The 14,725-nt window shown below is 42.4% G+C and carries 13 protein-coding genes and 2 pseudogenes; 8 read left to right on the forward strand and 7 right to left on the reverse strand.

Going from position 1 to position 14,725, the window contains the following annotated elements; all coding sequences use genetic code 11:
- Positions 1-157: 157 nt before the first annotated feature.
- From Q5H80_RS18205 to Q5H80_RS18225, 5 genes and pseudogenes are all read left to right on the forward strand, one after another.
- Complete coding sequence (locus Q5H80_RS18205; protein ID WP_304569484.1) at positions 158-1,045, forward strand: site-specific integrase; 888 nt, start codon at positions 158-160, stop codon at positions 1,043-1,045.
- Positions 1,042-2,070 (forward strand): annotated as a pseudogene (locus tag Q5H80_RS18210) (transposase). The gene Q5H80_RS18205 and the pseudogene Q5H80_RS18210 overlap by 4 nt, the downstream one beginning before the upstream one ends.
- Positions 2,071-2,546: 476 nt before the next feature.
- A complete protein-coding gene (locus Q5H80_RS18215) occupies positions 2,547-3,206 on the forward strand; it encodes a hypothetical protein (protein WP_304569485.1) in 660 nt (219 codons plus the stop codon).
- Between the two features lie 99 nt (positions 3,207-3,305).
- The gene (locus tag Q5H80_RS18220) at positions 3,306-4,046 is read left to right on the forward strand and encodes a hypothetical protein (protein WP_304569486.1); all 741 of its coding nucleotides are present in this window, start codon (positions 3,306-3,308) and stop codon (positions 4,044-4,046) included.
- 216 nt (positions 4,047-4,262) lie between these two features.
- Entirely contained in the window at positions 4,263-5,006 is a 744-nt protein-coding gene (locus Q5H80_RS18225; RefSeq protein WP_304570777.1) for a transposase, read from the forward strand.
- 254 nt (positions 5,007-5,260) lie between these two features.
- On the opposite strand, the gene Q5H80_RS18230 is transcribed toward Q5H80_RS18225, so the two are convergent.
- Positions 5,261-5,872 carry a DUF5677 domain-containing protein gene (locus Q5H80_RS18230; RefSeq protein WP_304569487.1) on the reverse strand — a complete coding sequence of 204 codons (612 nt, stop codon included), beginning with the start codon at positions 5,870-5,872 and terminating at the stop codon, positions 5,261-5,263.
- A gap of 60 nt (positions 5,873-5,932) precedes the next feature.
- Here Q5H80_RS18230 and Q5H80_RS18235 point away from each other — a divergent pair.
- A pseudogene (locus Q5H80_RS18235) lies at positions 5,933-6,172 on the forward strand (IS110 family transposase); the annotation flags it as partial.
- A gap of 291 nt (positions 6,173-6,463) precedes the next feature.
- On the opposite strand, the gene Q5H80_RS18240 reads toward Q5H80_RS18235, so the two are convergent.
- Positions 6,464-7,051 carry a hypothetical protein gene (locus tag Q5H80_RS18240; RefSeq protein ID WP_304569488.1) on the reverse strand — a complete coding sequence of 196 codons (588 nt, stop codon included), beginning with the start codon at positions 7,049-7,051 and terminating at the stop codon, positions 6,464-6,466.
- 92 nt (positions 7,052-7,143) lie between these two features.
- On the opposite strand from Q5H80_RS18240, the gene Q5H80_RS18245 reads away from it, so the two are divergent.
- Entirely contained in the window at positions 7,144-8,169 is a 1,026-nt protein-coding gene (locus tag Q5H80_RS18245) for an IS110 family transposase (protein ID WP_304569215.1), read from the forward strand.
- 381 nt (positions 8,170-8,550) lie between these two features.
- On the opposite strand, the gene Q5H80_RS18250 is transcribed toward Q5H80_RS18245, so the two are convergent.
- Positions 8,551-9,731 (reverse strand): IS3-like element ISVisp1 family transposase gene (locus tag Q5H80_RS18250; protein WP_304569489.1). Its coding sequence is split into 2 segments (ribosomal slippage): positions 8,551-9,446 and positions 9,446-9,731, totalling 1,182 coding nucleotides; the frame shifts between segments, so codons are not numbered across the junction.
- A gap of 77 nt (positions 9,732-9,808) precedes the next feature.
- On the reverse strand, positions 9,809-10,252 hold the full coding sequence (locus Q5H80_RS18255; protein WP_304569490.1) for a hypothetical protein: 444 nt from the start codon (positions 10,250-10,252) through the stop codon (positions 9,809-9,811).
- Positions 10,253-10,628: 376 nt separating this feature from the next.
- Here Q5H80_RS18255 and Q5H80_RS18260 point away from each other — a divergent pair, with 376 nt between their 5' ends.
- On the forward strand, positions 10,629-12,011 hold the full coding sequence (locus tag Q5H80_RS18260) for an MATE family efflux transporter (protein WP_304569491.1): 1,383 nt from the start codon (positions 10,629-10,631) through the stop codon (positions 12,009-12,011).
- Between the two features lie 83 nt (positions 12,012-12,094).
- On the opposite strand, the gene Q5H80_RS18265 is transcribed toward Q5H80_RS18260, so the two are convergent.
- From Q5H80_RS18265 to Q5H80_RS18275, 3 genes are all read right to left on the reverse strand, one after another.
- Positions 12,095-12,721, reverse strand: coding sequence for a LysE family translocator (locus Q5H80_RS18265; RefSeq protein ID WP_055319497.1), 627 nt, complete (start codon positions 12,719-12,721; stop codon positions 12,095-12,097).
- A gap of 284 nt (positions 12,722-13,005) precedes the next feature.
- Positions 13,006-13,866: a delta-class carbonic anhydrase gene (locus Q5H80_RS18270; protein ID WP_304569492.1), complete on the reverse strand. Its 861-nt coding sequence runs from the start codon at positions 13,864-13,866 to the stop codon at positions 13,006-13,008.
- A 355-nt stretch (positions 13,867-14,221) separates the two neighbouring features.
- Positions 14,222-14,647, reverse strand: a complete 426-nt coding sequence (locus Q5H80_RS18275; protein WP_304569493.1) for a hypothetical protein — start codon at positions 14,645-14,647, stop codon at positions 14,222-14,224.
- Positions 14,648-14,725: the final 78 nt, after the last annotated feature.

Genomic DNA, 14,725 nt, shown 5'->3' on the forward strand with positions numbered 1-14,725 from the left:
CCTTAAACACAAAACTAAACCAAACTAAATATGCTCAACGTTTGTTAGTCCACCTTAAGCGCTTTGTTGAACGAAGCCGCTGCGCGGCAGAGTAAAGCGAGTGCAAGCCATACTCTTGTAACACCATCACCCTGATGGTCGTTGACAGGAGTAACTTATGAATTCCACCGACTTAGAACGCTACAACACCCTTTATGAACAACACCTTACCAATCTAAAGCTGCAAGGTAAACGCCCTGCGACGGTTGATGCCTATTCTCGTGCAGTTCGTCGGATCACCGCTCAGTTCGATCGCGTCCCTGACACATTAACCACGGCCGACCTCAAACAGTTCTTCGCGTCTCTGATTCAAACCCACTCGTGGAGCACCTTTAAACTCGATCGTAATGGCTTGCAGTTTTTCTATCGCTACACACTGGGTAAACAGTGGGAGTGGCTCAATATCGTGAAGCCGCCACAAGTGAAAAAACTGCCCGACATACTCACACCGCAACAAGTCAGCTCGCTGATTAACCACACGCGACAAGCCCGTTATCAAGTCTTCTTCTTAACTCTTTACAGCATGGGATTACGCCTTGGAGAAGGACTCAACCTTACGGTTCACGATATCGACAGCCAAACGATCCGGGTTCACATACGCGAAGGAAAAGGCGGCAAAGACCGAATGGTGCCGCTTCCTCTGCGAACACTTAAGGCACTCCGCACACACTGGCTCAGCCACAAGCACCCTCGCTTACGGTTTCCCGGGCTTGGAAAAGGTGACGACGCACCGATTGACAGAGGCGGCATTCAAAAAAACATGAAGCTTGTGCTCAATGAGTGTGACATCCAAAAACACGCCAGCCCCCACTCTCTCAGACACTGCTTTGCAACGCACTTGCTTGAGCAAGGGCTCGACCTGCGTTCACTGCAAACGCTGCTGGGTCACGCAAGCCTTAATACCACAGCCCGTTACACTCGAATGACCCAAATAAAGCAACGCAATGCTGCGATGGCCATCAACCAATTGACCAATGCATTGGATTTAAAGGGGAGCATAAAATGAGTACGTTCATTGAACTGCTTCGCCAACATCACTCTGCGCTTAAGCGTCACTATTATGCGCAGATGAATGGCGATATGCATCGGGCTATTGGGGCGATGCTGCGGTGCAAAACAGAGCAACAAGGTCGCTCACAATGGTTCTGCAGTCACTGTCGTCACGACGACCGATTATCGCTTTCTTGTGGTCACCGACACTGCTCTCAATGCCAACAACGCACCACTTCTGACTGGCTACAACGTCAACAGCAAAAGCGGTTACCTGTTCACTATTTCATGGTGACCTTCACTTTACCGTATCAACTAAGGGTCTTAGCAAGGCAACAACCTAAAGCGATATATAACGGTATGTTTAAGGTGGCTTCGGGGGTATTAAAGGATTTTGCCAACCGACAACGGCCAGGTGAACTTGGTTTTACAGCCGTGCTTCATACCCACAGTAGGCAACGAAACTTGCATCCACACCTGCACATTATTGTGGCGGCAGGCCAATACGACCCATCAAGGAAAACGTGGCACAAAGGCAACAAGCATTACCTTTTTAACGCGTTTGCTTTGGCCAAAGTCTGGCGGGCAAGAATGCTAGAGGCGATTAATCAACACCCAACGCTGTGGCTGCCGAGTGGCATTCCCAAACAATGGGTGGTCAATTGTAGGCAGGTTGGCTATGGTCAGTCGGCGCTCAACTATTTAGCTCGCTACCTCTATCGTGGAGTGTTGCCTGATGAATACATCATCCATATCACCGATGATACGGTCACGTTCCGCTATAAAGAGAGCCAGACCAATGCATGGCGAACGCGCACCTTACCGACCCTCAAGTTCTTACTGCTCATTTTGCAGTGAGTAAGAGACTACGGATTTTTACGTGGTCAAGCACACGCCTTAAGAGTTCGACTTCAACTGCTGTTATTGAGCTTGGTCTATAGGATGCCGCCACTCACCGCCCCGATAAGGAGCAAAGCGATAAGAATATGCCCTTGCTGTGCACATGAGATGGCGTGCGTTGGAGTAAGCCGACCCATGTAGCCGAAAGGCATTTGATAATAAGGAGAATGGCATTGACGAAAACAGAGGAGATGTGGCGACGAAAGAAACGAAAAATGGCTAACTGGCTGATAAGATTGCTATCGCAACCTTATCTTGGCCTCGCTCGCCTTGAGAAAAGCCTCAAAGCGATGTGCCCTTCAAATTCAATCGTACAATTTACTTAATAAAGTGGCTTCGGGCTTGTTCAACACTTGGGATTTAGTGTTGGCTACGCAACACCTTAATCCTTATTAGTTAAATGGCTTTACACCGAGTAAAGATGGTTTTTCACCAAATATATTATACATTTTCCTCGATGACAACATGGTTGGCAACACGGAAACTCTATGTATTTAACCTTTTGTTGTTCATTTATAAAACGAGTACATAAATACTCTGTGTAATAATGCTGTAATGTTTTTTCTAAATTAATATGACTATATTGTTTGTGAACTTAATAAAGGAGCTAGATCATCATGGGAAAAACATTAGCAAGTACAGTAGATTCATCTTTAGCTACATATACAGAAGATGTAACTAAAGAAATGACAGATGCATACCAAATGACAACAACATTTGCTCAGGCAGCGGCCAGAAAAGTAAGTAAAGATGTTACTTCAGATGCATATTTTGAAAAATTGACCAGTGAATATGGAAAAATAGGTTGGAATATTACTCAAGCAGATGATGTAAAATATGAGAAAGATGCAGATGAAATAACACCAAAGTCAATTGTCGACAGCTTGCTTGATTCATATATGGAAGAAAGCGCACAAAAACAACTTAGTGGGTTACTTGATGCGATACAGGAAGATAGCGCTGGTATACACAATTTCAGTACTTTTTGGTGGAATAGTGCAAGTACAGACGTAGAAAAAACATCGATAGCAATGGGGCAAGTATCAGTTCGTAACAATACTGCGAGCTTTACTTCTCTATTTTATACCTTCAATTTTAATTCTGAATCATGGCGTGGCTTATTTGTTGATCATAGTGAAGCTGAATTACTTGTGAAAGCAAAGTTTTTAAGAATGGAATTAAATATGGATATTTACAATACGTATAAAAGCGATTTAGCTGATAAATTAGGTGAAAAAATTAAAGAACATATTGATACAACCGAGTTAGATCTATAACCTTTTACAAAAAAGGGTTAAGAAGAAAAGGAAGCCCCTATCAAAAGATTATGCTTGCAAAAATATAATCTTTTGAATATTAAATTATTAAGGTTGACTATGAAAAGTTTAAAAGCAGTATCAGTTGTTGATGCAATGCTTACATTTTTTGAAAAAGACACAAAAGAAGCTCTGATAGATGCACATAAATTTACAACTATATTTGCTAATGCCTCTGCACGTGCTCAAGTAAAAAGTATTGAACCGCTAGAGTCCAGGTTCAAAAATTATAACAATTCTTGGTCGACCGCTATGGATAAACTCGGGTGGGAGTCGCAAAGTAACGAAGAAGTTAATTTTACACCTGGATCAACAACCAATACAACTTTATTCAAAGAAATAAAAAAATACTTACCACATGATTTAAATGATGCTCTTTCATATTTGGAGCTGTTGTCTAAAAAGTCTAAAGCAGAAACAGATGAAAGAAATGATGAAAATATAAGCATGTATAACTTATTAGACTTTTGGTGGGAGAAATCTACATCCACAAAAGGTTGGCTAGCATTTTCCATTAGTATTTTTTCTGATATTAACAACAGGAAATTAGCAACTACTATATACTACATTAACTTGGATGATATTATCTGTTGCAAACCATCACTTTTGCATCAAAAAACTTCATTTAATAGTACTTCATGGAACTCAATTTTCTCTGAGGTAGTAAAATCATCGATTAAGCTTAAAGTATTTTCTTATTCAGGAACGTTAAATTTTAATCAATACGAAAGCGAACATCTTATGTTAGAGCAAAGGTTATTTGGTAAAATAGACTCCCATTTTAAAATCTACTTCTTTTGATTTTATTTAATAAAACGACCCTTATAACGAAAAACCATAATGAAAGTTTACATATTTATAACAACTAAAAATTGCTAACTATTCTACTATTCAATAATTTTTAGTTTCAAATGATATTGAAATTACCAGAGCGAATAGCCATTTAACGAATGACATGGATTCCCCCTCCCGAGGGTCTGCCACACTTATGTGGTACTTAAATGCATCGGAGGCACCATGTCTGATTATTCTTATTTCTGCGGTATCGACCTAGCTAAAAACCACTTTAGTCTTCATGCCGTAGACCAAAATGGTAAGGTCATACTTCATAAGTCAGTAAACCGCTCTAAATTACTGACTACAATAGCAAATATGCCACTCATGCGTATAGGCGTTGAAGCGTGTGGTGGTGCACATTATTGGGTAAGAACACTCAATAAACTCGGTCACGACACCCGCATTATGGCTGTTAAATACGTAACTCCCTATCGAACCAAGGGAAAGAATGACCTTAATGATGCTGCTGCTATCTACGAAGCTGTTCAGCGACCGTCTACTCCCAAACAATGGGTGGTCGATTGTAGGCAGGTTGGCTATGGTCAGTCGGCGCTCAACTATTTAGCTCGCTACCTCTATCGTGGAGTGTTGCCTGATGAAGACATCACCCATATCACCGATGATACGGTCACGTTCCGCTATAAAGAGAGCCAGACCAATGCATGGCGAACACGCACCTTACCCACCCTTAAGTTCTTGCTGCTCATTTTGCAGCACGTGCTGCCCAAAGGATTACAGCGAGTAAGAAACTACGGATTTTTACGTGGTCAAGCGTACGCCTTAAGAGCCCGGATCCAACTGCTGTTATTGAACTTGGTCTATAGGATGCCGCCACTCACCGTCCCGATAAGGAGCAAAGCGATAAGAACATGCCCTTGCTGTTCACATGAGATGGCGTGCGTTGGAGTAAGCCGCCCCATGTAGCCGAAAGGCATTGATAATATGGATAATAGCATTGACGAAATCAGAGGAGATGTGACGACGAAAGAAACGAAAAACAGCTAACTGGTTGATAAGATTGCTATCGCAACCTTATCTTGGCCTCGCTCGCCTTGAGAAAAGCCTCAAAGCGGTGCGCCCTTCATACTCAATGGTACAATTTACTTAATAAAGAGGCTTCGGGCTTGTTCAACACTCGGGATTTAGTGTTGGCTGCGCAACACCTTAATCCTTATTCGTTATAAATCCAATTTCACGAAACCTAAAGCTTCCTGAACTTCTAGCACAGTACTTTGAGCTTTTCTGTCATTGCTAATTAACGCTAGCTCACCGGCAACCAACAAACCATAGTTATTTGTTAACCTTTTCACATCTTCAATAAACGGTTCATCAAAGTTTGAACCGATTGTTTCGTCAGATATTCTACGTGAAACTTGCCCTGCCCCGGAGTGTGTTAATCCATTTAAAGTTCGCCATAAATGTTTCTTGGCTGTTGATAGACCCTTGCCTTTTGTCTCTTCGATTTCACTTACCAGTGCCCCAAATGGCTTTTCAAATTTGTCTCTTCTAAGTCGATCAATATCTTTTGCATCCGAGCAGTAGTAAAACCACAAACCTTTTACATAGCTTTCAAAAAGACACCTTAATAGAGCACTTGCTGAACTATAAAGCTGAAGTTCAAGTAACGTTAAAATTGAGCGATAGTGTTCCATGCATATTGAGTAGTACGAGCTTGCAATCATAACCTTGTCGGTACGTGGTAGCTCAATATGGTTTAGTGCTTCCTCTAATTGAAGCAAATTATTCTTCGATTTTTTCATAACTTCACTCGGATTTATAACGAATGACATGGGTTCCCCCTCCCGAGGATCTGCCACACTTATGTGGTACCTAAATGCACCGGAGGCACCATGTCTGATTATTCTTATTTCTGCGGTATCGACCTAGCTAAAAGCCACTTTAGTCTTCATGCCGTAGACCAAAACGGTAAAGTTATACTTCATAAGTCAGTAACTCGCTCTAAACTGCTGACTACAATAGCAAATATGCCACTCATGCGTATAGGCGTTGAAGCGTGTGGTGGTGCACATTATTGGGTAAGAACACTCAATAAACTCGGTCACGATGCCCAATTTATGGTTGTCTATTTTGACATGCGTAGAAGTGAGCGGAGCCACGTAGCCGAAAGGCATTGATAATAAGGAGAATGGCATTGACGAAATCAGAAGAGATGTGACGACGAAAGAAACGAAAAAAAGCTAACTGGTTGATAAGATTGCTATCGCAACCTTACCTTGGCCTAGCTCGCCTTGAGAAAAGCCTCAAAGCGATGTGCCCTTCAAATGCAATCGTACAATTTACTTAATAAAGTGGCTCCGGGCTTGTTTAACACTCGGGATTTAGTGTTGGCTACGCAACACCTTAATCCTATCTGTTAGCTTTCAATCGATAAATACAACTTTCACATCGTATTCCTTGCACACGTTCTCTACATGCGTAATATTAATTTTCTGTGTACTATCAAATAATACCAAAACCTTAGACTTGCTTTGTCGAAATACTGAATACGCCAATAGTTGTCCAAGCCCAGACTTCCAATGCGATTTACGCTTTACTTCATAAATAGTACTTTCATTCTCGCAATCGATGTTCCCAACAGGGGTTTGCGTTTCAGTATCTAAGGTTTTATCTCGTAAACACATTTGATCAACGACTCTCGCTTCCAATGGAAACCAATCAAAATTTGAGTTTCTATACCGATAAACCCCACTTTCATCGGTAAAAATGCAGCTATGCCTTTTTAGGGCATAACTTTTAGATAATTTCTTACTGTAACAATCTATCTTACTTTTTTTGCCGTCTATCCATATGACTGTTGATTTAGGCTCAATGTCTAGTTTTTTATACAGGCTTTGATACATTGGTTTTGTAGCGAGTGAATTTAGCCACCGCCTTGGATGTACAGGTAGTCTGCCCTCAGATTCGAGCTTTGAAAACTCTTCATATAGATCAAACTGCAATTGCCCCATGAAGTCTCCCATTGAAAGCTAACGAATGACATGGATTCCCCCTACCGAGGGTCTGCCACACTTATGTGGTACTTAATTGCACCGGAGGCACCATGTCTGATTATTCTTATTTCTGCGGTATCGACCTAGCTAAAAACCACTTTAGCCTTCATGCCGTAGACCAAAATGGTAAAGTCTTACTTCATAAGTCAGTAACCCGCTCTAAACTACTGACTACAATAGCAAATATGCCACTCATGCGTATAGGCGTTGAAGCGTGTGGTGGCGCACATTATTGGGCAAGAACACTCAATAAACTCGGTCACGACACCCGCATTATGGCTGTTAAATACGTGGTTCCTTATCGAACTAAAGGGAAGAACGACCTTAATGATGCAGTCGCTATCTGCGAAGCTGTTCAGCGTCCATCGACTCGCTTTGTGCCCATAAAATCCCCCGAGCAACAAGCCATCCTATCGGTACATAGAATAAGAGAGCATTGGGTTCGTGAACGCACCGCGCTTATGAATCGCATGCGTGCCCTGCTTTCTGAATTCGGATTAATCATTCCTGTTGGTCGCTCTTCATTGATGAAACAGGTTCCCTTAATGCTCGAAGACGTAGAAAATGAACTGCCACACCTCGCAAGAACGGTGATAGCCGATGCTTATCACCACCTTGGAGAATTGAATCAACGTATCGCCGATACTGAACAAGTCTTCGACTCTTTTGCTAAGGTCAGCACTAATGTTCAACGAGTGATGAAAGTTCGGGGCATTGGACCGCAAACCGCTACTGCGATACTTGCTTCGATAGGTAACGGCTCTCAATTTGATAAAAGCCGTGATTTCTCTGCTTGGCTAGGACTCGTACCAAAACAATATTCGACGGGAGGAAAGCCACGCTTAGGTCGGATAACCAAACATGGCGATAAATACTTACGAACACTATTAGTTCATGGCGCAAGGACCGTAATTGCCAACCTTGGCGACAAGCAAGATAAGTTAAGTCAGTGGTGCAGAGGCGTTCTGGGACGAAGAGGAATGAACCGAGCAATAGTGGCACTTGCCGCGAAGAACGCACGAATTATATGGTCGCTTTTACACAATCAAACAGAATACGAAAACTATGCTGCTTAAGTAAAAAACTAAGCAGCATAAAGAGTTAAACCCACCGGGTCATTGCAGACGCTAATGATGGAGATAGGTTAAGACCACTTGCGGAGAGCCTGTTAATGCGGCGGACACACTAGATGTCATCTAACGAATAAGGCACCGCAGTCGCGCAAGTCATCAGGGCCACGACGTATGCGAATCGTCGATAAGTAGGCCGAATGTAGAGCGGCAGTCCAAAACCCATCAAAATAAGTTTAGCGGATGTTTGACAACCGGGGGAATCCATGTAGCCGCGTTAAGTGGTGAACAACGCCAACCACCAAACTTAAACCATTGCACCGTAAACACTAAATTCTACTTGAACTAAGATGATCTTCACCCGATAAAATGGACACCCTCCTATCTTTAACCCGTCGCTACTTCATATTCATGCGGGGTTCGATATCCAAGACTTGAGTGCAGTCTATAACGGTTATAAAAATGCTGGATATAACCGGCAAGTTTATCTCTAAGCTGCTTCTCACTTTTAAAACTATTTTTCCTAATTATGTCGCCTTTGAGCGTATGAAAGAACGATTCCACTTCCGCATTATCAGTACAATGACCTGGACGATTCATGCTTGGGACAATTCCATTTTTTGATAATAAAGCTTGAACTTCATGTGCTCGATATTCAGAGCCTCTGTCGGTATGAAATAATAATCGCTCTTGTGGCTTTCGATTTCTAATGGCCATTCTCAACGAACTCATCGTTAGCTGTGTACTCTTCTTACTACCAAGCGACCAACCGACGATTTTACGCGAGTAAAGATCGATAACGACCGCTAGATACATCCAACGTTTACCTTGCTTTATATACGTTAGATCTCCAGACCATTGTTGATTAACTGCCGTTGGTTTTGGTGTGTCTTTTTTAATATTCTTAATCGATTGATAAAACCGATGTAGCTTGGCCATCTTTAGGTAAATCCGATAACTTCGCGCTCTTAGGCCTTGCTCTCTCATGATCCGAGCCACACGCTTGCGGCTAACCAAAACTCCTTGGCGCCTAAGCTCTGCATGAACCCTTGGACTACCGTAGGTCTCTCGACTCTGAGAAAACACTTTAATTATTCGCTTCTTCAAAGCCTGCTCTTCTTGAGCATAGCGACTTGGCTCTCTGCCAAGCCATGCGTAGTAACCCGACTTAGAAACAGATAGAAAACGGCACATCAATACTATGGAATAACGTGTTTTGTAATGGGCTATGAATCGGAATTTTGTCGATTTTCTTGGGCAACGAATCGTTGCCACTTTTTTAGCAAGTCATTCTCGAGCTTAAGTTGTTCATTCTGACGTTCAAGCTCTGCAATTCGACTCGACTCCGTTTTCTGACTCGGGATCTTGGTCCTTTTCTTACGTTTGTCTTCCATAATAACCCCTTCTCGATAGTCCTTTCGCCATTTTGAAAGCATATAAGGGTGGATATCTAATGATAGAGCCACGCTTTTAACTGTAGCTCCTTCTCGTAGCGAAAGTCGGACGGCAGTTACCTTAAATTCCGTAAGATATTGTTGAGTTTTTTTACCTGATTTATAAGCTGGCATGATCACCTCCAATTACAATTGAAGGTGTCCACTAGATCGGGTCAACTACAGAATCCGTCTTGAACGCCTTGTTATGTTTATGCTGCTCCAGGAATGTGCCCTACTGGAATAAAGCGCCTGTCTTTATATTCTTCGGTTTCAAAAACGCCAAGCAATTTCAATTTCCTATACGACTTCTCATAACGCTTAATTTCGTTGAAGTCTTCGTCACCATTGAACATAAAAGCCGTCATTTTGTTTGGCCTAAAGATGCCATCTTTATCTTTAGTATGCTCCCGAATCAACGCAAATTGTCTAAACTTCATTTTATCGGCTTCTTTGGCTGCATAATAGACGTAATCATACGGAGTTGCCTCTTTTGGGCTTGGCACTTTTACGCTTTCATATGTGTAAGCTTTAGCATTATCTAGCACTACATTACTGCTTCCCAAACTACTACCAGTGCTATTACAACCACTTAAAAACAGCACTAACCCAGCTATTATCAACTTCTTTATCTTCATTTTTTCCTCTATAAACATAACAGTTCTTAGACAGAAAAATTCTGCATTTAAATATAGAATTTTTCTATCTAGTTTCTTATGCCATCAATTGTACTAAATTTAGTTCATCCATAACAGTGACTTATGATGTGTACATTGAAATTCAACAAGCAAATATAGAAACTTTCTATCTAGTATGATTCACATTAAAATCATTGGGTTATGTACATAGAAACAGTATCTAACACCATGCAAATCTAGCGTTCTTCCAGAGCAAATTAGCCCCTATAAATCCAATGCTTGACCCTATACGGTAAGGTGTTTATATTGTCGCCCGCCCAACGGGGCACATCCTAAAATACACACCGGCCATCCTGCCATCATTCGTGTATTTATATTGGTGTTGTGAACTTCCATGCTAACGAAACTTCGTCCTTTTACTCGTGAATCGGGTGCGCTTATGCATCTTTCGATTCCAATCATTTTGACTCAAATAGCGACCCAAGCGATGGGATTTGTCGATACGACAATGGCTGGCCAAGTAAGCCCTGCCGATCTCGCCGCTATTGCACTCGGTACCAGCCTTTGGATTCCTGTGTTGCTGCTACTTCGTGGCGTGATTATGGCGTTAACGCCTGTTGTCGCTTACCACCGCGGCGCACGTGACTTTCAAAGTATCTCTGTTGAGTTCTTCCAAATGGTTTGGTTGGCATTAATTGCTAGCGTCTTACTCATCGCTTACTTAGTGAGTGCGAAACCGATCTTAGAGTGGATTGGGGTTGCCGCTGAGATCATTCCAATTGGTAGCGACTATGCATTTGCCCTAGCCTTCGGTGTACCGGGTATTGCCCTGTTTTACACCTTGAATGGCTTCTGTGAGGGTATGAACAACACCAAAGTGCCAATGATTATTTCTGTAGTTGGTCTGTTGGTGAATATTCCAGTTAACTACGTGCTTATTTACGGTAAGTTTGGCTTCCCTGAAATGGGTGCGGTGGGTTGTGGCTGGGCGACAAGCTTGGTGTATTGGCTAATGTCGGGAATGCTGTATTCCTACATTAAAGGTCATCACCACTACAAAACTATTATCAGCTTTACAGACGCTAAGCCAAAAGCAAAAGAGATGCTTCACCTTCTAAGATTAGGTTTACCTATCGGGATGAACATCGCGGTATGTGGCAGTATCTTTGCAGTAATCGCTCTGATGATCGGCCGTATTGGTGCTGAGAACGTGGCAGCGGCGCAAATTGCTCTCAATATATCAAGCCTGACTTACGTGATTCCGATGAGTATCTCATTTGGCATCACGATTCGTGTTGGACACGCGCTAGGTGAAAAAGATGAACTAGGCGCAATTGAACGCAGCAAAGTCGGCATCTTGGTTGCAGCGTTGATTTCATTGCTTTCAGTTGCGATGTTCCTACTGTTCCCTGAATTAATCATTAGGCTTTACACCACCGACCCTGCAATAAGCGCAACGGCAGCAGTGTTATTGACCTTTACCGCTATGTACCAATTCAGTGATGCACTGCAAACATCTGCTAACGGTGCACTGCGTGGTTATAAAGATACGAAGATCCCGATGATGTTAGCCATCGCTTCATACTGGGGCTTGGCGCTACCACTAGGCATGGTGTTGGGCTTAACAGACCACATTGTGCCTGCGATGGGTGAAGAAGGCTTTTGGATTGGTATTCTGACGGGATTAAGCGTATCAGCGACACTGATGTTAATTCGCTTACGATACGTGATTAAAAAGCGCGATTTACAGCCTTCAATTAACGCAGCAATTAGCTAATACCGCACCGAAAAGTAAATACAAAAAAGCGCGTTACTGCCACTAGGCAATAACGCGCTTTTTCAATTTAAATTGAACTGTATTTATCTGTTTATCGCCAAATATGAGCCAGCCGCAATCATTATTCCACCAGCACTTTGATTTAGTCTTTTATGTGCGCGTGGCGTTTTAAGTAAACTTGCCATTCTGCCCGCGCCCATTGCAATGAGCATTAAACCGGACATCAGAGCAACCGCCGCTAAAACAGAAACCAATATGATATCTTGCGACTGCAAAACCGTCAGGTCAATGAACGTCGGCAAGAATGAAATATAGAACAGAATCACTTTCGGGTTTGATGCTGAAATCAAAAAGCCTTGCGCGAAACTGGCGAGTTCCGATTTCTGACTTTGTTTGGCAGCGAGTTCCGCTGAACCTTGCACTTCAGGTAGGCTCTTAAACATCTTGTAGCCTAAGTAAATCAAATAAGCGGCACCAACATAGCGAATCACCTCAAAAGCAAACGACCAATTCTCAGCAATCGTCGCTAGACCAAAACAGGCAAGCGCAAGGTAGATAAGATCACTGCATATCATCCCTAACGAAAGAGTGATGCACTTTCGCCAACCATTAACCATGCCACGAGCTAAAATGGCAAATACGCCAGGCCCCGGAGTAATACCAAATATAAACATGGCAATAAAGAATGTAACTGCGCCTTCTAGTGACATCTGCCGTCCCTCAAATATCATTCAACATTATAAGTTTTGAACGTATCATGGAGCTTCGATTCGGGTAAAGGACGTTTTTGTCTAAGAGCGTGTTTGACTGACAGCATTTTTAACTAAGAACGATTCACACAACTCATGTTTTGCATAAGTGTCACACGTAATTTCCCCACAACACCTTCGCCTAGTTCTCGTCCTAAGCCCAACGTCTTTTTCATTAAGACACCAAAAGGCGAACCTAATGACCCGCCTTTGCAAAATATTGACTACGAATCAACGTAACAAGATTAGTTCGCTATTGGTGACAACAATTCTGGGTTTACGACTATATTTCTCACACCGTGTGCGTGATCTTCGTTGAAATCATTACCCTCACACCAACTACCAACCGTTGCGATGTTTACTTTCGCCACTTGGGGGCGCACGCTCCAAGTCACTTGAAAAGGGGAACCTTGTTCATTGTAGCCCGGGCCCGTTGTTGAACCTGCATATTGAATCGCTGAACCCGTATTTTGTGGAATGTTTGGTGCTTGATGTAAACCGTTCACTTTTGAGTGCTTAGCGAGCTCTTCGAAGTCGAGTGCTTTGTTGTCATTCACTAATACGTAGACTTGAGTTTCTACACGCAGTTGCGGGTTGGTAATCGCGTCGTTAAAACAAGCACCCAATGTTTCGCCCGGTTCAACTTGTGCAGTCGAGTAAACGTAATGCACCTCGATAGTGTCACCAGAATTAAGTGAACCGTGGTCGCTAGGACAAACCTTCTGCTCGAATGGTTTAAGCTCGGCCGTGCTCAACTTGCCAGTGTATTTAAAGCCACTTTGGAAACCCTTGCCATCACCGTTACCAGCGTATTGAGTAAACTCACCACCTTTGTGCTCAGCGTTTTTATGGAAGTGAATATTACATAAATTCATGGCTGTTGAATCTGGCGCATCGGAAAACAGGCGAGCGTTAGTTCCCTGTAAAGAACCCAAATCTCGCGGTGCCTGCGGGCCGAAACCTTTCCCTTGGGTGTTTTCAGATAGGTTTGCTCTTTGTTCAGCGATAACACTGTCAGCTACAGACTCATGATTTCCGTCAGATGCATTTGCATGAGCTGACAACATCACCATCGCGACACTTAAAAACACACTCTTGTTGTTCATATTTCTTCCCTAGAATATTGATACCTAAACCGAACCTAACAGCAAACATCTTACTATGCTTATATATGAATATAAGAGTTGTCTTTGTAAGATTAGATTTCATTGCTTACTTTGGGATGAGTATTAGAACCCTCGATGTATAGAACAAGTCAAACACAGTAAATACGGCTACTCCCTTCCAGAACTAATAATTTCTTATTTTCATTAACCGTCGCCTGACTCAAACGCATAGATAAGTGAACACGATGATTAGGCGAAACGATGGTTAGATTTAAAAGATCAAAAAAGGCGAACCACTGGTTCGCCTTCATCGTTTCATTCAATATTTTTGGGGTTGCTGTGATTGGTTAGCAACTTAACCGTGACCCGTAGCAAATATCCCAAACGTCATTACGTTCAATGCATCTGTCACGCCTTCTAGAGATTTAATCACTTTTTTGGTCGGCTCGTTGTTACGGATAAAATAGCTTCCGATGCCTTTCTCACCGCCACTCTTAGCACCACTTTCTGTTGTTTCTGTCGCTGCTACTTGAGAAGGTTCCACTGATTCTGGCTCTGCATTAGCGTGAATTATCGTGTCTTTATTTGAATCAAGGGAAGAATCAACGCTGGTCTCAGCATTTGTATCCTTTGAAGTCTCGAGATTACTCTCCCCTTCTAAGCTTTTCGACATAGCGTCTTCGTTGCTCAATGTATTGTCGTCTAGCTGATTATTACTCGTTGAAGAACAAGCTGCTAAGAAAAACAGGCTAACGATGAATATGAGTAAGTTTCTCATCATAGTAATAAAGCACGAATTAATAAAACATTGTTCGATTGTATTTTATTTGGCTGACGACATCCAGTGATTAGCGGAGTC

The organism is Vibrio sp. SNU_ST1 (genome assembly GCF_030563405.1).
GTDB lineage: Bacteria > Pseudomonadota > Gammaproteobacteria > Enterobacterales > Vibrionaceae > Vibrio.

Coding starts and splice junctions, on each gene's coding strand:
- Q5H80_RS18205 (WP_304569484.1), top strand. CDS start 158: ATGAATTCCACCGACTTAGAACGCTACAACACCCTTTATGAACAACAC.
- Q5H80_RS18215 (WP_304569485.1), top strand. CDS start 2,547: ATGGGAAAAACATTAGCAAGTACAGTAGATTCATCTTTAGCTACATAT.
- Q5H80_RS18220 (WP_304569486.1), top strand. CDS start 3,306: ATGAAAAGTTTAAAAGCAGTATCAGTTGTTGATGCAATGCTTACATTT.
- Q5H80_RS18225 (WP_304570777.1), top strand. CDS start 4,263: ATGTCTGATTATTCTTATTTCTGCGGTATCGACCTAGCTAAAAACCAC.
- Q5H80_RS18230 (WP_304569487.1), bottom strand. CDS start 5,872: ATGTCATTCGTTATAAATCCGAGTGAAGTTATGAAAAAATCGAAGAAT.
- Q5H80_RS18240 (WP_304569488.1), bottom strand. CDS start 7,051: ATGGGGCAATTGCAGTTTGATCTATATGAAGAGTTTTCAAAGCTCGAA.
- Q5H80_RS18245 (WP_304569215.1), top strand. CDS start 7,144: ATGTCTGATTATTCTTATTTCTGCGGTATCGACCTAGCTAAAAACCAC.
- Q5H80_RS18255 (WP_304569490.1), bottom strand. CDS start 10,252: ATGTTTATAGAGGAAAAAATGAAGATAAAGAAGTTGATAATAGCTGGG.
- Q5H80_RS18260 (WP_304569491.1), top strand. CDS start 10,629: ATGCTAACGAAACTTCGTCCTTTTACTCGTGAATCGGGTGCGCTTATG.
- Q5H80_RS18265 (WP_055319497.1), bottom strand. CDS start 12,721: ATGTCACTAGAAGGCGCAGTTACATTCTTTATTGCCATGTTTATATTT.
- Q5H80_RS18270 (WP_304569492.1), bottom strand. CDS start 13,866: ATGAACAACAAGAGTGTGTTTTTAAGTGTCGCGATGGTGATGTTGTCA.
- Q5H80_RS18275 (WP_304569493.1), bottom strand. CDS start 14,647: ATGATGAGAAACTTACTCATATTCATCGTTAGCCTGTTTTTCTTAGCA.